The 16,367-nt window shown below is 64.2% G+C and carries 15 protein-coding genes; 8 read left to right on the top strand and 7 right to left on the bottom strand.

Annotated elements, in window-relative coordinates:
* Positions 1-10: 10 nt before the first annotated feature.
* The gene (locus PQU95_RS11545; protein WP_272752154.1) at positions 11-418 is read right to left on the bottom strand and encodes a hypothetical protein; all 408 of its coding nucleotides are present in this window, start codon (positions 416-418) and stop codon (positions 11-13) included.
* A 258-nt stretch (positions 419-676) separates the two neighbouring features.
* On the opposite strand from PQU95_RS11545, the gene PQU95_RS11540 reads away from it, so the two are divergent.
* Together PQU95_RS11540 and katG are read left to right on the top strand one after the other, a co-directional pair.
* Positions 677-1,873: an amino acid aminotransferase gene (locus tag PQU95_RS11540; RefSeq protein WP_272752153.1), complete on the top strand. Its 1,197-nt coding sequence runs from the start codon at positions 677-679 to the stop codon at positions 1,871-1,873.
* A gap of 190 nt (positions 1,874-2,063) precedes the next feature.
* Positions 2,064-4,274 carry a catalase/peroxidase HPI gene (gene katG, locus PQU95_RS11535; RefSeq protein WP_272752152.1) on the top strand — a complete coding sequence of 737 codons (2,211 nt, stop codon included), beginning with the start codon at positions 2,064-2,066 and terminating at the stop codon, positions 4,272-4,274.
* A 141-nt stretch (positions 4,275-4,415) separates the two neighbouring features.
* Here katG and PQU95_RS11530 read toward each other — a convergent pair whose 3' ends face one another.
* From PQU95_RS11530 to PQU95_RS11520, 3 genes are all read right to left on the bottom strand, one after another.
* A complete protein-coding gene (locus tag PQU95_RS11530) occupies positions 4,416-5,543 on the bottom strand; it encodes a branched-chain amino acid ABC transporter substrate-binding protein (protein WP_272752151.1) in 1,128 nt (375 codons plus the stop codon).
* Positions 5,544-5,801: 258 nt separating this feature from the next.
* Entirely contained in the window at positions 5,802-7,055 is a 1,254-nt protein-coding gene (locus PQU95_RS11525; protein WP_272752150.1) for an FAD-dependent oxidoreductase, read from the bottom strand.
* A 2-nt stretch (positions 7,056-7,057) separates the two neighbouring features.
* Positions 7,058-8,059, bottom strand: coding sequence for a 4-hydroxyproline epimerase (locus tag PQU95_RS11520; RefSeq protein ID WP_272752149.1), 1,002 nt, complete (start codon positions 8,057-8,059; stop codon positions 7,058-7,060).
* Positions 8,060-8,373: 314 nt separating this feature from the next.
* Between PQU95_RS11520 and PQU95_RS11515 the strand changes: the two genes are divergently transcribed.
* The 4 genes from PQU95_RS11515 (at position 8,374) to PQU95_RS11500 (ending at position 13,144) form a co-directional block, all read left to right on the top strand.
* On the top strand, positions 8,374-9,276 hold the full coding sequence (locus tag PQU95_RS11515) for a dihydrodipicolinate synthase family protein (protein WP_272752148.1): 903 nt from the start codon (positions 8,374-8,376) through the stop codon (positions 9,274-9,276).
* A gap of 203 nt (positions 9,277-9,479) precedes the next feature.
* Entirely contained in the window at positions 9,480-10,907 is a 1,428-nt protein-coding gene (locus PQU95_RS11510) for an aldehyde dehydrogenase family protein (RefSeq protein ID WP_272752147.1), read from the top strand.
* Between the two features lie 161 nt (positions 10,908-11,068).
* The gene (locus PQU95_RS11505; protein WP_272752146.1) at positions 11,069-11,776 is read left to right on the top strand and encodes a GntR family transcriptional regulator; all 708 of its coding nucleotides are present in this window, start codon (positions 11,069-11,071) and stop codon (positions 11,774-11,776) included.
* A gap of 123 nt (positions 11,777-11,899) precedes the next feature.
* Positions 11,900-13,144: a GGDEF domain-containing protein gene (locus tag PQU95_RS11500; protein ID WP_272752145.1), complete on the top strand. Its 1,245-nt coding sequence runs from the start codon at positions 11,900-11,902 to the stop codon at positions 13,142-13,144.
* Positions 13,145-13,370: 226 nt separating this feature from the next.
* Here the strand turns inward: PQU95_RS11500 and PQU95_RS11495 are convergent, their stop codons facing one another.
* The 3 genes from PQU95_RS11495 to fliW all read right to left on the bottom strand — a co-directional run bounded on the left by PQU95_RS11495 (position 13,371) and on the right by fliW (position 15,160).
* Positions 13,371-13,799, bottom strand: a complete 429-nt coding sequence (locus PQU95_RS11495; protein WP_272752144.1) for a BLUF domain-containing protein — start codon at positions 13,797-13,799, stop codon at positions 13,371-13,373.
* A gap of 8 nt (positions 13,800-13,807) precedes the next feature.
* Positions 13,808-14,524 carry a GTP cyclohydrolase I gene (gene folE, locus PQU95_RS11490; RefSeq protein ID WP_272752143.1) on the bottom strand — a complete coding sequence of 239 codons (717 nt, stop codon included), beginning with the start codon at positions 14,522-14,524 and terminating at the stop codon, positions 13,808-13,810.
* 195 nt (positions 14,525-14,719) lie between these two features.
* Entirely contained in the window at positions 14,720-15,160 is a 441-nt protein-coding gene (gene fliW, locus PQU95_RS11485) for a flagellar assembly protein FliW (RefSeq protein WP_272752142.1), read from the bottom strand.
* Positions 15,161-15,268: 108 nt separating this feature from the next.
* On the opposite strand from fliW, the gene PQU95_RS11480 reads away from it, so the two are divergent.
* Complete coding sequence (locus PQU95_RS11480; RefSeq protein ID WP_272752141.1) at positions 15,269-16,120, top strand: ferritin-like domain-containing protein; 852 nt, start codon at positions 15,269-15,271, stop codon at positions 16,118-16,120.
* Positions 16,104-16,316 carry a hypothetical protein gene (locus tag PQU95_RS11475; protein WP_272752140.1) on the top strand — a complete coding sequence of 71 codons (213 nt, stop codon included), beginning with the start codon at positions 16,104-16,106 and terminating at the stop codon, positions 16,314-16,316. The genes PQU95_RS11480 and PQU95_RS11475 overlap by 17 nt, the downstream gene beginning before the upstream one ends.
* Positions 16,317-16,367: the final 51 nt, after the last annotated feature.

Raw genomic sequence — 16,367 nt, 5'->3', positions numbered from 1 at the left:
GAACTGCTGCTCAGGCCAATCGCCAGGGGTGGCGCCGGATGGTGTAGCCCAGTGCAGCACCTGCGCCGCTGGTGGCCAGCATCAGCAGGTAAAGGGCACTTTCTTGCGTGCCCGGCGCGTGGCCACCGAGCCACCACAGCGTGGCCAGCTGTAGCGGCCAGCCAGCCGCCACGCAGCGGCCCAGCGTTGTGAGTGTCGCCCTTGCGTGGGGCGCGGCGGCCAGCCAGCCCAGCGGCAGATAAGCCAGCAGCAGGGCGAGCAGCAGCGGTAAAGATAGCCACCAGTACAGCCCCGGTGGTGGTGCCAGCATGATCAGCCCTGGTGCGGTCATGGTGGCTAGCGCGGCGGTGCGCCCCAGCGCCGACGCAAGGGGTGCCAGTAACAGGCTGGCCAGCAGCAGGCGAGTGGAAGGCTTCATGGTGGTGACCCTGGCGCGTAATGGGCTTTCATTTTAACTCCAATGGCATTTTTTCTTTGTGCGCGAACACGGTGGTTACACGTGTATTGCAATAAAATATTGGCAATATCGCCGCGTCAGGGTGTTTGATTGCGCATTTTCGGCTTTGTGCTGCTGTGGTCTGGCGCTGTGGCGCCAATGTGGTACTTTTATCGACGGATACCCCCGTGTACTGCGCCTTGCGCGGTGCCAGACGTTAGAGAGAGAAACCACAAGATCATGTTTGCACACGTTGAAGCCTATGCTGGCGACCCCATCCTCACCCTGGTGGAAACCTTCAACAAGGATACCCGCAGCCCGAAAGTGAACCTGGGCATCGGCCTGTACTACGACGAGGAAGGCCGCATTCCGCTGCTGCCGTCGGTGCAGAAAGCCGAAGCGCGCCGCGTGGCCGAAGCCGGCCCGCGCAGCTACCAGCCGATGGAAGGCGCGGCCAACTACCGCACCGCCGTACAGCAGCTGCTGTGGGGCGCCGGGCACGAAGCCGTACAGGCTGGCCGCATTGCCACCATCCAGACCATTGGCGGCTCCGGCGCGCTGAAAATCGGCGGCGACCTGCTCAAGCGCTACTTCCCGAATGTGGATGTCTGGGTCAGCAACCCTACCTGGGATAACCACCGCGCCATGTTCGAAGGTGCCGGCTTTACCGTACACGACTACCCGTACTACGACGCCGCTACCGGTGGCGTGAAGTTTGACGACATGATCGCCTGCTTCAGCCAGCTGCCGGCCAAGACCATCGTGCTGCTGCACCCGTGCTGCCACAACCCTACCGGCGTGGACCTGGACAAAGACCAGTGGCGCAAGGTGATCGAGGTGGTGAAGGCGCGTGACCTGCTGCCGTTCATGGATATTGCCTATCAGGGCTTTGGCGACAGCCTGGACGACGATGCGTTTGCCATCCGCGCCATGACCGAAGCCGGTGTGAGCTTTGTGGTGAGCAACTCGTTCTCCAAGAACCTGTCGTTCTACGGCGAGCGCTGTGGCGGCCTGTCGGTAGTGTGCGGCACGGCAGAAGAAGCCGGCCGTGTGCTGGGCCAGATGAAAGCCACCGTGCGCCGCAACTACTCCAGCCCGCCAACCCACGGCGGCCAGGTCACTGCCATCGTGATGAACGATGCTGCCCTGCGCGCCGAGTGGGAAGGCGAAGTCACCGAGATGCGCGTGCGCATCAAGACCATGCGCCAGAAGCTGTACGAAGTGCTGAGTGCCAAGGTGCCGGGCCGCGATTTCAGCTACTTCATCAGGCAGCGCGGCATGTTCAGCTACACCGGCCTGAGCCCGGCGCAGGTAGACCGCCTGCGCGAAGAGTTTGCCGTGTACCTGGTGCGCTCCGGCCGCATGTGCGTGGCAGGCCTTAACAGCAGCAACGTGGAATACGTGGCCGACGCCATGGCCGAGGTGCTGAAAGGCTAAGCCTGGCTGCGATGGCCAACGGCAAACCCCGCTGCGGTAGCGGGGTTTTTTGCGCCATTGTTATTGCTGTTTGCTATGTGATAGTAAATTTCCATTGCTTCCATTAAATCAATTCAATGGTCATGCTGGCCGCAGGCAACTATGCTGATCTCACCAAGTCAGACAGATACCCCAAGCAAGGAGAGACAGCATGAGCAACGAACAGAAATGCCCCTTCCACAGTGCTTCCGCTACCAAAGCCACCTTCGGCGCCCGCGCCAACCGTGACTGGTGGCCCAACCAGCTGAACCTGGGCATCCTGCATCAGCACGCCCCGGCGTCCAACCCGCTGGGCGACGATTTCGATTACGCCGAAGCCTTCCAGCAGCTGGACCTGGCGGCCGTGAAGAAGGACCTGTACGCGCTGATGACCACCTCGCAAGCCTGGTGGCCGGCCGATTGGGGCCACTACGGCGGCCTGTTCATCCGCATGGCCTGGCATAGTGCCGGCACCTACCGCACAGCCGACGGCCGTGGCGGTGGCGGCACCGGCAACCAGCGTTTTGCCCCGCTGAACAGCTGGCCGGATAACGGCAACCTGGACAAGGCACGCCGCCTGCTGTGGCCAATCAAGCAAAAATACGGCAACCAGTTGTCGTGGGCCGACTTGATGATTCTGGCCGGTAACTGCGCACTGGAATCCATGGGCTTCAAGACCTTTGGTTTCGGCGGCGGCCGTGCCGACATCTGGCAGCCGGAAGAAGACATCTACTGGGGTGGTGAAAAAGAATGGCTGGCCACCAGCGATAAAGAAAACAGCCGCTACAGCGGCAAGCGCGAGCTGGATAACCCGTTGGCTGCGGTGCAGATGGGCCTGATCTACGTGAACCCGGAAGGCCCGGACGGCAACCCCGACCCGGTAGCCAGCGGCCGTGACGTACGCGAAACCTTTGCCCGCATGGCGATGAACGACGAAGAAACCGTCGCACTGGTAGCCGGTGGCCACACCTTCGGTAAAGCGCACGGCGCTGGCGACCCAAGCCTGGTGGGCCCGGAGCCGGAAGCCGCCCCGCTGGAAGCGATGGGTCTGGGCTGGATCAACCAGCTGGGCAGCGGCAAGGGCGTGCATACCACCACCAGCGGTATCGAAGGTGCGTGGAAACCCAACCCGACCACTTGGGACAATGGCTACTTTGACATGCTGTTCGGCTACGAGTGGGCGCTGACGAAGAGCCCGGCCGGTGCCCACCAGTGGGTAGCCCAGAACGTGAAGCCGGAGCACATGATTCCGGATGCGCACGACCCTGCCAAAAAACACGCGCCGATGATGACCACGGCCGACCTGAGCCTGCGCTTCGACCCGGTCTACGAGCCGATTTCGCGCCGCTTCCATCAGGACCCGCAAGCGTTTGCCGACGCCTTCGCCCGCGCCTGGTTCAAGCTGACGCACCGCGACATGGGCCCGAAAGCGCTGTACCTGGGGCCGGAGGTGCCGGCTGAAGACCTGATCTGGCAAGACCCGATCCCGGCGGTGGATCACGCGCTGGTGGACGATGCCGACGTGGCCGCGCTGAAGGCCGAGGTACTGGCCAGTGGCCTGAGCGTAGCCGAGCTGGTGGCCACCGCCTGGGCGTCGGCGTCTACCTTCCGCGGTTCCGACAAGCGCGGTGGTGCCAACGGTGCCCGCATCCGCCTGGCGCCGCAGAAAGACTGGGAGGTCAACCAGCCGGCACAGCTGGCCCGCGTGCTGGCCGTGCTGGAAGGCATCCAGCAGCGCTTTAACGCCGCGCAGCAGGGTGGCAAGAAAGTATCGCTGGCCGACCTGATCGTGCTGGCTGGTGGCGCGGCGGTAGAGCAGGCTGCAGCAGCAGCCGGCCACGCGGTAACGGTACCGTTTGCACCAGGCCGCATGGACGCCCTGGCCGAGCAGACCGACGTGGAATCGTTTGCCGTGCTGGAGCCGCAGGCCGATGGCTTCCGCAACTATCAGCAGCAGGCGTTCCGTGTGCCTGCCGAGCAGCTGCTGGTGGATAAAGCCCAGCTGCTGAAGCTGAGTGCACCGGAAATGACGGTACTGGTGGGCGGCCTGCGGGTACTGGGCGCCAACGCCGGTGGCGTGCAGGACGGCGTGTTCACGCAGCGCCCTGGCGTATTGAGCAACGACTTCTTTGCCAATGTGCTGGACATCGGCACCGTATGGGCGCCGACGTCGGAAGAAGCCAGCCGCTTTGAAGGCCGCGACCGTGATACGGGCGCCGTGAAATGGACAGCCAGCCGCGTGGACCTGGTATTCGGCTCCAACTCGCAGCTGCGGGCGCTGGCCGAGGTGTACGCCCAGCAGGACGGCGAAGCCCGCTTCGTGCGCGACTTCGTCCGCGCCTGGAACAAGGTGATGACGCTGGACCGTTTCGACCTGAAGTAAGCGCTGTATCGCTGCTGCCTGTCCGCCGCAGGTGGCAGCTTCGTCAACAGCAAGGCCCCGCCAATGGCGGGGCCTTGCTACTTTGCACTGCGGCCAACCTTTGCGCAGAGGCAGGGTTGGCCGCAGCGGGGCGGCGGGCGTTTACTGCACTACCGACTTCACTTTCCAGTCGTTGCCTTCCACTTGCGAGATGGTCACCGGCGCGTTTTTCAGGTTGCCGGCGGCGTCAAAGCTGAAGTCGGCAGTGACGCCTTTGAAAGCGGTCTTGGCGATCAGTGGCAGGAACTTGGCCGGCTCGGTGCTGTTGGCGCGTTTCATCGCGTCGGCCACGATCATCACCCCGTCGTAGAACTGCGGCCCCAGCAGCACCACGTCCTGCTTGAAGCGCGCTTTGTAGCGGCTTTCGAAGTCCTTGCCCGCCGGGCGGCTGCCCAGTTCGCCACCGGCTACCGCCGAGTAGTGGCCCACGGCATCCGCGCCGGCCAGCTGGATGAAGGTGGGCGTGTTCAGCATGTCGCCGCCCATCAGCCGCGCATTGATGCCCAGGCGCTTCATCTGGCGCGTCATGGGCGCCGCTTGCGCGTCGGCGCCGCCGTAGAAGATCACGTCCGGGTTCTGCGCTTTCAGTGCGGTGAGGATGGCGGTGAAGTCGGTGGCCTTGTCGTTGGTGTATTCACGCTTGAACGGCTTTTTGCCCATGCCGGCCAGCGCTTTCACAAACTCGTCGGCAATGCCCTGGCCGTAGGCGGTGCGGTCGTCGATGACGGCAATGCGCTGCGCTTTGAGCTGCATCACCGCGTAGCGCCCCAGCGAGCCGCCGATCTGGCTGTCGCTGCCTACCAGGCGGAAGGTGGTCTTGTAGCCGCTGGTGGTGTAGGCCGGGTTGGTAGACACCGACAGCTGCGGGATGCCGGCGTCCGAGTAAATGCGCGAGGCGGGGATGGATACGCCGGAGTTGAAGTGGCCGATGACGGCTTTGACGCCAGCGTCTACCAGCCGCTGCGCCACCTGGGTGCCCACGCGCGGGTCGGCCTGGTCGTCTTCCGATACCAGCTCGAATTTCACCTTCTGGCCGGCCACGGTGATCGGCTTGGCGTTCAGGTCGTCGATGGCCATGCGGGTGGCGTTTTCGTTGTCTTTGCCGTAATGCGCCTGCGGGCCGGACATCGGCGAGGCAAAGCCGATTTTCACCACGGTGTCGGCAAATGCCGGAGAAGACATGGCCAGGACTGCGCCGGCTACCCATACCGCCAGTTGTTGCTGCTTCATGTGTTCACTCCATTTCTCGTTGCTAGGTCCAGGTTGGCCGCAGCGCGGCCGATTTGCCCGGCGGCTGCCGGGCGGGTATTGCCGGTAAGACGGCGGTGGCATTGCACGTGGCGTGCCTGCTGGCCGGCTTGCCGGTTATTTCTATAAAGCAAATTAAAAACAGCCACTTGCCTGTCTGGTGTGCGGGCTGCTTTGCTTGCGGCTTGCACCAATTGCATACAAACGATTGTCAATGATCGACCAATGCGGTGCGCGTGCTCAGAAACGGTTCAGCCGGTACGGCGCCATGTCGATGCCACAAGCTTGGCCGCCAATCTGCGCCGCCAGCAGGGCGCCGGTGGTGGCGGCCAGCGTCAGGCCCAGGTGGCCGTGGCCGGTGGCAAAGTACAGCCCGGCTACGTCCGGCGCCGGGCCGATCACCGGCACGGTGTCGGGCACCGATGGCCGGTTGCCCATCCATACGCTCATGCCCTCGGTGCTGAAGTCGCCGACGATGCGCCGCGCCTTGTCCAGCAGGATGTGCGCGCGTCGCCAGTCCGGCGCGGCGTCGCGGTGGGCTAGCTCTACCGTGCCGGCCAGGCGCAGGCCGCCATTGGCCATGGGCAGGATCACAAAGCTTTCGCTGGCGCACTGGATGAAGTGCTGCAGGGCCACGCCGGCATTGGGTAGCGTGACGTGGTAGCCGCGCTCGCTTTCCAGCGGCAGCCGGTAGCGGCCCTGGCGTGCGAAGCGGTCGCTCCATACGCCGCAGGCAATCACCACCGCGTCGGCATCCAGCGTGCCGTGGTGGGCGGTGTCCACGCCCTGGCATTGCCCGCCGCTGTGGCGTACTTGCAGCACCTCGTCTTGCACAAAGCGGCCGCCATCACGCATGAAGGCATCGAACAAGCCGCGGCTGAAGGTATACGGGTCGTCCACGTGCGACCACGCCGGCACGTGCACCGCGTACTGCCATTCATCTGCGATGCCGGGCGATGCGGCCAACAGCGCGGCGCGGTCCAGGGCTTGCCACGCTACGCCGTGCGCGGCTTTGGCTTGCCAGGCGGGCAGGGCGGCGCGGAACTCGGCCTCGCTGCGGTACAGCGTCAGGTTGCCGTGGCGGCGCCACAGGTGTTGCAGGCCGGCGTGGGCGATCAGTGGGGTGTAATCGTCGTTGACGCGGTTCAGCAGCGCCGCCAGTGCGCGGGTGAGCTCGGCCACGCGCTGCGGGCGGCTGGCGGCCACAAAGCGCGCCAGCCACGGTGCCAGCGTGGGCAGGTAGCGCCAGCGCACCGCCAGCGGCCCCAGCGGGTCCAGCATCCAGCCGGGCACCTTGCGCAGCACGCCAGGCTCGGCCAGCGGGATGACGTCGCTCACTGCCAGCGCGCCGGCGTTGCCGTAGCTGGTTTCGCGCGCTGGTTCGCCACGGTCCAGCAGGGTGACGCGGTGGCCGGCGCGTTGCAGTTGCAGTGCGGTGGCGATGCCGACAATGCCGGCGCCGGCCACGAGGATGTGTTGGGCGGGCGTGGTCATGTTCAGCCCACCACAAAGCCGTGCACGTACGGGTCGGCGTCGTCCAGCAGGATGCGGTTGTAGCCGGTGGTGATGGCCCAGCCGGCAATGCCGGGGATGATAGCCGGGATGCCGGCTACCTCGGTAACAGCCTCGATGGTGCCGGTGAATTGGCTGCCGATCAGGCTTTCGTGTACCAGCACGTCGCCCGGCTGCATCAGGCCGCGGCCAAAGCGCTGCGCCAGCCGTGCCGAGGTGCCGGTGCCGCACGGCGAGCGGTCCAGCGCGGCGGCACCGTACAGCACCGCGTTGGCCGCGTGCGAGCCGGGCTGCTTCGGGGCGCCGGTCCACTGTACGTGGCGCACACCGCGAATAGTGGCATCCAGCGGGTGCACGATGTCGTAGTGGGCATTGATGTAGTCGCGCAGCTCGTTACCCATCGCTACCAGCTGGCCGGGGGTGTAATCGGCCATGTCGCGGTAGTTTTGCTGCGCTTCCACGATGGGGTAGAAGTTGCCGCCGTAGGCGATGTCCACTTTTAGCCGGCCCAGCGCGGCGATGTCTACCTCGACATCGCGTAGCAGCAGGAAGGACGGCACGTTGGTCAGCTTGACCGACTGCACCTTGCGGCCAACTTGCGTGTATTCGGCCACCACCTTGCCTGCTGGCGTGTCCAGGTTCAGCACGCCCGGCGTGCGCGGCGTTACCAGCTGGTGCTCGATGGCCATGGTCACCACGCCGATGGTGCCGTGGCCGCACATGGGCAGGCAGCCGCTGGTTTCGATGTACAGCACCGCCACGTCACAGTCGTCGCGGGTGGGTGGGTACAGGAAGGCGCCGGACATCTGGGCGTGGCCGCGCGGTTCGAACATCAGCCCGGTGCGCATCCAGTCGAAGCGGGCCAGAAAGTCCTGCCGCCGCTCGGCCTGGGTGTTGCCTGCCAGTGCCGGTGCGCCCTTGGTGACCAGCCGTACCGGGTTGCCACAGGTGTGGCCGTCTATGCATTCAAACTCCGTCACTGCCATTGCCATGCTCCTTTGCTTGCGGTGGTTTCACTGTATGCAGTGGCGGTTTTGAATACAATAATGGATGCAATATTTGTTGAAATACTACAGCGTGCGCAGCTGCTTTGCAGAATGGTTTTCTGTTAATAATACAAATAAAAACAGGTATTTATGGTGTTGTTGTAAAAAGTCACTGCTGCATTGCGGCAATTTGACGATGGCAAATAAACGCGTTTTTGTATCCAAAACTACTTGTTTTCTGGATGCAAAACTCTCTAGCATGAAATGGACCCGCAGCCACTGCGCTGCACCCACACCCTGCAAGGAGCACCCTGATGGCACACCTCTGGACTGGCGTTTTTCCCGCCGTTACCACCAAATTCCACGCCGACGAAAGCCTGGACCTGGCTGCTACTGTCAGCCACATCCAGTGGCAGCTGGATTGCGGCGCCGACGGCATCATCGTCTGCGGCTCGCTGGGCGAAGCGTCCACCCTCACCGCCGACGAAAAGATCAGCATCCTGAAAGCGGCCAAGGAAGTGGCCGGCAACAAGCCGGTACTGCTGACCGTGGCCGAAGACAGCACCCGCGCCGCCGCCGCGCTGGCGCAGGCCGCGCACGCCGCCGGTGCCGACGGCATCATGCTGCTGCCGGCCATGCGCTACGTGTCCGACGCGCGCGAAACGCTGAACCACTACCAGCGCGTGGCCGACGCCAGCCCGCTGCCGATCATGATCTACAACAACCCGGTGGCTTACGGCGTCAATATCACCCCCGAGATGTACGCGCAGATGGCGGCCGAGCCGAAGTTCGTGGCCATCAAGGAATCCAGCGGCGACATCCGCACGCTGACCAATGTGATCAACGCGGTGGGAAGCCGCTTTGCCATCTTCAGCGGCGTGGACGACCTGGCGCTGGAAAGCCTGCTGATGGGCGCCGACGGCTGGGTAGCCGGCCTGGTGGTGGCGTTCCCGAAAGAAACGGTGGCCATCTACAAGCTGGCGCGCGCCGGCCGCGTGGAAGAGGCCCGCGCCATCTACCGCTGGTTCGCGCCGCTGCTGCACCTGGATGTATCGATGAAGCTGGTACAGAACCTGAAGCTGGCCGAGGCCATGGTGGGGGTGGGCAGCGAGCACGTGCGCGCGCCGCGTCTGCCGCTGGCCGGTGCCGAGCGCGAGCGGGTGCAGGCCATCATCGCGGCCGGCATCGCCAGCCGCCCGGCGCTACCCACGCTGTAAGCGTCTGCGGCCAACCTTGCCTGGCCGGGTTGGCCGCAAGTTTTGCCTGTTGTTGGCCGCATGGCTTGGCGGCGGCGGGTAAAGCGCTGATTGCTGCGTCAGCAGCAGAGTAAAAAGTGATTTTTGAAAGGCGACCTTGTCTGCTTGCCAGGCCGGGTTTGTCACCCATCTCGGGCGGCGGTGCCGCCCCAGGGAGCCAAGCAATGTTCTGCAACCTGATAGACGGGCAATGGCGCGGCAGCGGCCACGCCATCGTCAACCGTAACCCTTCCGACCTGCACGACGTGGTGGGCGAGTTTGCCACGGCCAGCGCCGGCGACATGCGCGACGCGGTAGCCGCCGCGCGCGCGGCGCTGCCGGGCTGGCGCGCCACCACGGTGCAGCAGCGCGCCGATATTCTGGACGCGGCCGGTAGCGAAATCCTGGCGCGCAAGCAGGAGCTGGGCACGCTGCTGGCGCGCGAAGAAGGCAAGACCCTGGCCGAAGCGGTGGGCGAGGTAGCCCGCGCAGGCCAGATTTTCAAATTCTTTGCCGGCGAGGCGCTGCGCGGCCACGGCGAGTGGCTGGACTCGGTGCGCCCCGGCGTGGAGGTGGCGATTAGCCGCGAGCCGGTGGGCGTGGTGGGGCTGATTACGCCGTGGAATTTCCCCATCGCCATCCCCGCCTGGAAGGCCGCGCCGGCGTTGGCTTTCGGCAATACCGTGGTGCTGAAGCCGGCCGAGCTGGTGCCGGCCAGCAGTTGGGCACTAGCGGATATCTTGCAGCGCGCCGGCCTGCCGGACGGCGTGTTCAACCTGGTGCTGGGTAGCGGCCGCGTGCTGGGCCCGGCCATGCTGGAGGCCGGTATCGATGCGCTGAGCTTTACCGGCTCGCAGGCTACCGGCCAGGCGCTGGCTGCCGACTGCGCCGCACGCGGCATCAAGCTACAGCTGGAAATGGGCGGCAAAAACCCGCTGCTGGTGGCCGACGACGCCAGGCTAGAGCAGGCGGTGGAGTGCGCGATCAACGGCGCGTTTTATTCTACCGGCCAGCGCTGCACCGCCAGCAGCCGGTTGATCGTGTGCGCCGGTATTTACGATGCCTTTGTGGCGCGGTTGGCCGAACGCACGGCGGCGTTGCGGGTGGGGCACGCGCTGGCACCGGATACCCAGATCGGCCCGGTAGCCAGCGAGGTGCAGCTGGCGGCCAACCTGCGCTACGTGGCGCAGGGGCAGGCTGAAGGCGCCAGCTTGCTGTGCGGCGGCGATGCCTTGCAGCTGGCCACGCCCGGCTACTACCAGCAGCCGGCGCTGTTTGCCGGCTGCACGGCGCAGATGGCCATCAGCCGCGAAGAAATCTTTGGCCCGGTGGCGGCGGTATTGCGCGCCGATGGTTACGAGCATGCGCTGGCACTGGCCAACGACACGCCGTACGGCCTGGCTGCCGGCATCTGCACCCAGTCGCTGGCGCTGGCCACCCATTTTCGCCGCCACGCCGAGGCCGGCATGGTGATGGTGAACCTGCCCACCGCCGGCGTGGATTACCACGTGCCTTTCGGCGGCCGCAAAGGCTCCAGCCTGGGCCCGCGCGAGCAGGGCCGCCACGCGGTGGAGTTCTACACCACGGTAAAAACCGCTTATCTCGGCCTGTAGGCACGCTTTGCCCCTGTGAAGTGTGCCTGGCCGGTGCTGCTGCCGCGCGCGGCGCTGCCGGCAACAGGGTTTGCTCTGCCTTGTGCAGCTTGCCGCCCCCGCATGGGGGCGTTTTTTTTGCCGCTGTGTTAGGGTTGGCCATCTTCAACGGGTGATGCTTCATGAGTACACAGCAGGAAACGGGTAGCCAGAGCCTGGTGCAGGTGGCCGCCGAGGCCATTCGCCAGCGCATTCTGGCGGGGGAATGGGCCGATGGCGGCCAGCTGCGGCAAGAGGCGCTGTCGCGCCAGCTGGGCATGAGCCGGGTGCCGATCCGCGAGGCGCTGCGCCAGCTGGAGGCCGAAGGGCTGGTTACCATCAACGAAAACCGTGGTGCGGTGGTGACGCAGCTGTCGTTGCCAGAAATCGTGGAGCTGCTGCGCGTACGCGTGCTGCTGGAGTGCGATGTGCTGCTGGAGGCGATACCGCGCCAGACCAGCGCCGACATTGCCGAGGCCGAGGCGCTGCTGGGGCAGTTCGAGGTGGCGCTACGCAATAAGGATATCGGCGCCTGGGGCATACTCAACGCGCAGTTTCACCTGGCACTGTACCGCGCCGCCGGGCGTGGCCAGACGCAGGCCATTATCGAGCAGCTGCACAACCGTACCGACCGCTACACCCGCATGCAGATCCTGCTCACCGGTTTTAGTGACCGTGCCCACCACGAACACAGCCAGCTGCTGGCACTATGCAAGCAGAAGGACGCTATCAGTGCCGCGGCTTTCTTGCGCCAGCACATCCTGCACGCCGAAGAGGCACTGGAAGCCTGGTACCGCGCCCACGAGGTAGCACCCAAGCCGCGCCGTGGCCGCAAGCCGGCGGCGGGCTAGCGCTGTTTTCCGGGACAAGCTGTTCTTGGTGCAACGCGACATATGGCGGTTTCTTTTATTGAAACCAGTCCGGTACGCCGCTAGTATCAAACAACGATATGTGAATGGATGCCACCGGGAATCATGCCTGTCTATGAAGCATTGAATGCACTGAGTACCCCGGTGTGGATTGTGTCGCCGCAAACCGAAGAGGCGCTTTTCGCCAATCAGGTGGCCACCGTGCTGGCCGGGGGAGCTGGTGTTAGCGAATTGCGCCACGGTAGCCTGTCTGCGAGGCCGCAGGCAAAGTTGGCCGACTATACGCCAGCAGTGCTGGCGCGCGAGCAGGTGGTGGAAATCTGGACGTTCCAGCGCCATGGCCAGGCGGTGTCTTTGCCGTGCCGGCTTACCCGGTTAAGCATGGGCGAACACGCCGGGGCCATTCTGGTAGAGGCGCTGGCGTCTGGCGATGCCATGCTGCACGGCTGGCCACCCGCCGGGCAGTGCCTGTCCAGCCCGGGGCGGGATAACGAGGTGCGTGGCTTTTACGAGGTGCTCTTCCGCACCAATTCTGCCCCCATGTTGCTGATCGACCCGGAAGCCGATGGCCGTATCCTGGATGCCAACGAAGCGGCAACACGATTTTACGGCTACCCGCGCGAGGTGTTTGCCGGCAAGCACACCTGGGAAATCAACGAGGCGGGGCGTAGCATACTGCCGGTAATGCAAGCCGTGGCCAGCCTGCCAGGCGGCCACAGGCCGCTTAGCTTTGTGCATCGCCTGGCTGACGGCAGCCTGCGCAATGTGCAAACCTATGCCGGCCCGGTGGTGCTGGATGGCCGCCGCCTGATGCTGTGCGTGGTGCACGACATTACCGAGCAAGAGCAGCTCAAGCGCGAACTGGAGCAGGCTGCGCTACGCGACCCGCTGACCGGTTTGTGGAACCGGCGGCACATGATGACGCAGCTGGAGCAGGCGCTGGTGGGCAAGCGGGTGCAAGACACTGCCTTTTGCCTGATTTTGCTGGATGTAGACCACTTCAAGCTGGTGAACGACAGCTATGGACATCAGGCCGGCGACCGCATGCTGGTGGCTTTGGCGCATACGCTGGCTTCGCGCTTGCGCGAGAGCGATACGCTGTGCCGCTGGGGCGGGGAGGAGTTTCTGTTGCTGCTGCCATCCAGCCGGCAGGACAGTGCCCTGCAGCTGGCCGACACCCTGCGCCAGACGGTAGCGGCCATGACGCACGATGATTTGCCAAGCATTACCATCAGCCAGGGCGTGGTACAGCACCTGCCCGGCGAAAGCCTGCACAGCCTGGTGAGCCGCGTGGATGCGGCGCTGTACCAGGCCAAGCACGCCGGGCGCAATGTGGTGGTAACAGGCTGATGCGGCTACGGCGGGCAGCGCTGAAAGCGAATTGACAGCTTGGCCGGCTACACTACGGTCTGTTTCTCGGAATTTGTTGCCTCTTTAGATTGCTTGGCCCGTTTGCCGCGCCCGCCCCTCTGGGGGCGGGCTTTTTCTTGCCTGCCCGCCAGCCCTGTGCGACGGTTGCCGATGTAAAACGCCCGGTCAGCAGGGCTGGCCGGGCGTGCATGAGGGTGCTGTATGGTTAGTGCTGGCGGCCAACAATGGCGGCGGTGGCAATCAGCTCTTCCAGCAGGGCCAGCGAGCTGGCACCGCCCAGTGCAAACGGGTTCAGCTCCGGTTTTTCCGAGTGGCGCAGCAGCAGGCTGGGGTTGGCCTTGGCCAGGTTGACCTGGCCCATGGTCCAGCTGGCAAAGCGGCGCTGGCTGATTTCTTCCAGTAGCAGCAGCTCTACATCGTGGTGGCGCGGGTCTTTGGCGATGCTGTTGTACAACGCGCTGACTTCGGCGCGGCTGCCTTCCAGCACCTGCATGAAGATATCGCCGCTGTAGCACAGGATGCCGGTAATACCGCGGGCCGGGTTGTGGGCATGGGACTGGGCCAGGATGGTTTCCAGCAGCGCCGTAGTGTGCGGCTGGCTGCTGCGGCTGGCGTAGAGCAGGCGGACAAGCATGGTTTTCCTCAAGCTTTCTTGTTGGGCAGCAGGGACAGGAACTCGCGGCGCAGGTCGGGGTTGGTCAGGAATACGCCACGCATCACACTATTGATCATCTTGGAGTCCATGTCCTTGACGCCGCGCCAGTGCATGCAGAAATGGTCGGCTTCCATCACGATGGCCAGGCCGTCCGGATTCATTTTGTCCATCAGCAGCTTGGCCAGCTGGATCACGGCTTCTTCCTGGATTTGCGGGCGGCTCATGATCCATTCGGCCAGGCGGGCGTACTTGGACAGGCCGATCAGGTTGCTGTGCTCGTTCGGCATCACGCCGATCCACACCCGGCCCATGATGGGGCAGAAGTGGTGCGAGCAGGCGCTGCGCACAGTGATGGGGCCGACGATCATCAGCTCGTTCAGGCGCTCGGCATTGGGGAATTCGGTAACAGGCGGCTGGCTGACATAGCGGCCTTTGAACACCTCGTTCAGATACATCTTGGCCACACGGCGCGCGGTGTCGTGCGTGTTGTGGTCGCTGTCGGTGTCGATGACCAGGCTGTCCAGCACGTCTTTCATGCGGGACTGCACTTCGTCCAGCAGCTCGTCCATTTCGCCGGGCTGGATGAACTCGGCAATATTGTCATTGGCGTGAAAACGGCGTTTTGCGCCGCGTATGCGCTCGCGGATACGCGCGGATACCGCTACGTAAGTCTGGGCGTTGTGCTGGGTGCTGTCTTGGCTCACGCGTTTATGCTCCTCATCGTGCGGGTAGCACGCTTGGGTTTTTACAGGGTAGGGCGCTTGGAAGATAGCTGTGCAGGCGGTGAAAGGCAACACTTTGCCTGGTAGGGGTTTATGTTTACTGCAGCCCTGGGCGGCTAAGGCATGCCAGCAAAAGCGCGCCACAGGGGCGCGCCATTGTTGTGTGATCGCGGGGCTTCAGGTGTTGCGGAATACGATATCGCATTCCAGATTGGGCTTTTGCATGCCGCGCAGGGTGGCCAGGTTGATGATCAACGGGCTGCGTACATTGGCGCGCAGTTGGGCTAGCAAGGGGTTGGTTTCCTCGCTGTCCAGCTCGCGGTAAACGATCAGCAGCACCATGGCGTCTTCCGGGCGTGCCAGTGCCAGGGTGGCGATTTCCTCGTCGGACAGCAGCACTTCGTAGCGTATGCCCAGGCGGCTAGGGTCGGTGACGCTAAACAGTACGTCCGGGCTGTCCAGTGATTGCAGCCAGTACACACGCGGGTTGTTGCGGTCCGCATCGTGAAACAGCTTGAAACGGGTGCAGTTTTCAAAGGCTGGCAGGCCGTGCTCAAAAGTAATGATGGTGTTTTCGTCGACTTCTACTTCGCCCAGCAGGCTGGAATTGAACAGCATGGCGCGCTCCTTGTGTGGTCAGGCTTTCATTATGCACAAGGCGTGCGGCCAGGCCACTGACTTTTGTCAGCTTTGTGGCGGCCCCGGTGGCAGGTACAATGCCGCCCCATGAGCGACCCCCTTTCCCTTTACCCGGCAATCGAGGCGGCACTGATGTGCGACTGCATCGTGGCCAAGCCCGCACAGGCGCAAGCCTTGTACCGCCAATGGCTGGCGGGCGGCTATGCACGCGCCGGTGGCGCGCTGTACCCGGTGCCGGCGCCGGGCCGGCCGGCGCGCCCGTTGCTGGTGGCAGCAACCGATGTGCCCCGGCGGGGGCTGGGTAGCGCCGAGGGGCGGGCAGCGCTGCTGCACGCTATCGCGCATATCGAATTTAATGCCATCAACCTGGCGCTGGACGCGGCGTGGCGCTTCCGCGCTATGCCGGATGCCTTTGTAGATGACTGGCTGCGCGTGGCGGCAGAGGAGGCGCAGCATTTTTTGCTGTTGCAGCAAAGGTTGGCCGCACTGGGTTACGCCTATGGCGATTTCCCCGCGCACAACACCTTGTGGGACATGGCGGTACAAACCGGCCACGATGTGCTGACGCGCATGGCGCTGGTACCAAGGGTGATGGAGGCGCGCGGCCTGGATGCCGTACCGCCGATACAGCGCCGCCTGGCCATTGTCGGCGACCACGACAGCGCGGCGGTGCTGGCTACCATCCTGCAAGAAGAAGTCGGCCACGTGCGCATCGGCAACTACTGGTTTACCACGCTGTGCGACGCGCGCGGGCTGGACCCGCTGGAAACTTTCCGCAGCCTGCTGGGCCAGTACCAGGTGGCACTGCTGCGCGGCGAGATGAATCGCAGCGCGCGGCTGGCGGCAGGTTTTACCGAATTTGAACTGAGCATGCTGGAAGACTTTAGCGTTACCCGGCAGCGTACCGTTACACGGAGCAAGCATGAACAAGCTGTTTGACACCCTGCGGCACAACCGCCGCCTGGCTATGGTGGTGACCCTGGCCGGCACCCTGCTGTTTACCCTGGCGTCTGCCGCGCGCGCGGCGGCCGGTGGCAGTGGCTGGGAGGCGGCGCTGGCGGCCTTGCTGATGCTGGCCGGCGTGGCGGGCCAGTTCATGGGCATATTGGCGCTGATGAAAAAACCCCGTCGCTAAAAGGGTGTTGAAAAACAGGGCTTTATGTCGCGATTGTGATCGTTTGCCACC

It is taken from the genome of Vogesella aquatica (assembly GCF_028548455.1).
Taxonomy (GTDB): domain Bacteria; phylum Pseudomonadota; class Gammaproteobacteria; order Burkholderiales; family Chromobacteriaceae; genus Vogesella; species Vogesella aquatica.
This window is presented reverse-complemented; position numbering and strand designations above follow the sequence as displayed.

What these genes read in the sequence shown, in the direction of transcription:
- PQU95_RS11545 (WP_272752154.1), bottom strand. Translation starts at nt 418, where the DNA reads ATGAAGCCTTCCACTCGCCTGCTGCTGGCCAGCCTGTTACTGGCACCC.
- PQU95_RS11540 (WP_272752153.1), top strand. Translation starts at nt 677, where the DNA reads ATGTTTGCACACGTTGAAGCCTATGCTGGCGACCCCATCCTCACCCTG.
- katG (WP_272752152.1), top strand. Translation starts at nt 2,064, where the DNA reads ATGAGCAACGAACAGAAATGCCCCTTCCACAGTGCTTCCGCTACCAAA.
- PQU95_RS11530 (WP_272752151.1), bottom strand. Translation starts at nt 5,543, where the DNA reads ATGAAGCAGCAACAACTGGCGGTATGGGTAGCCGGCGCAGTCCTGGCC.
- PQU95_RS11525 (WP_272752150.1), bottom strand. Translation starts at nt 7,055, where the DNA reads ATGACCACGCCCGCCCAACACATCCTCGTGGCCGGCGCCGGCATTGTC.
- PQU95_RS11520 (WP_272752149.1), bottom strand. Translation starts at nt 8,059, where the DNA reads ATGGCAGTGACGGAGTTTGAATGCATAGACGGCCACACCTGTGGCAAC.
- PQU95_RS11515 (WP_272752148.1), top strand. Translation starts at nt 8,374, where the DNA reads ATGGCACACCTCTGGACTGGCGTTTTTCCCGCCGTTACCACCAAATTC.
- PQU95_RS11510 (WP_272752147.1), top strand. Translation starts at nt 9,480, where the DNA reads ATGTTCTGCAACCTGATAGACGGGCAATGGCGCGGCAGCGGCCACGCC.
- PQU95_RS11505 (WP_272752146.1), top strand. Translation starts at nt 11,069, where the DNA reads ATGAGTACACAGCAGGAAACGGGTAGCCAGAGCCTGGTGCAGGTGGCC.
- PQU95_RS11500 (WP_272752145.1), top strand. Translation starts at nt 11,900, where the DNA reads ATGCCTGTCTATGAAGCATTGAATGCACTGAGTACCCCGGTGTGGATT.
- PQU95_RS11495 (WP_272752144.1), bottom strand. Translation starts at nt 13,799, where the DNA reads ATGCTTGTCCGCCTGCTCTACGCCAGCCGCAGCAGCCAGCCGCACACT.
- fliW (WP_272752142.1), bottom strand. Translation starts at nt 15,160, where the DNA reads ATGCTGTTCAATTCCAGCCTGCTGGGCGAAGTAGAAGTCGACGAAAAC.
- PQU95_RS11480 (WP_272752141.1), top strand. Translation starts at nt 15,269, where the DNA reads ATGAGCGACCCCCTTTCCCTTTACCCGGCAATCGAGGCGGCACTGATG.
- PQU95_RS11475 (WP_272752140.1), top strand. Translation starts at nt 16,104, where the DNA reads ATGAACAAGCTGTTTGACACCCTGCGGCACAACCGCCGCCTGGCTATG.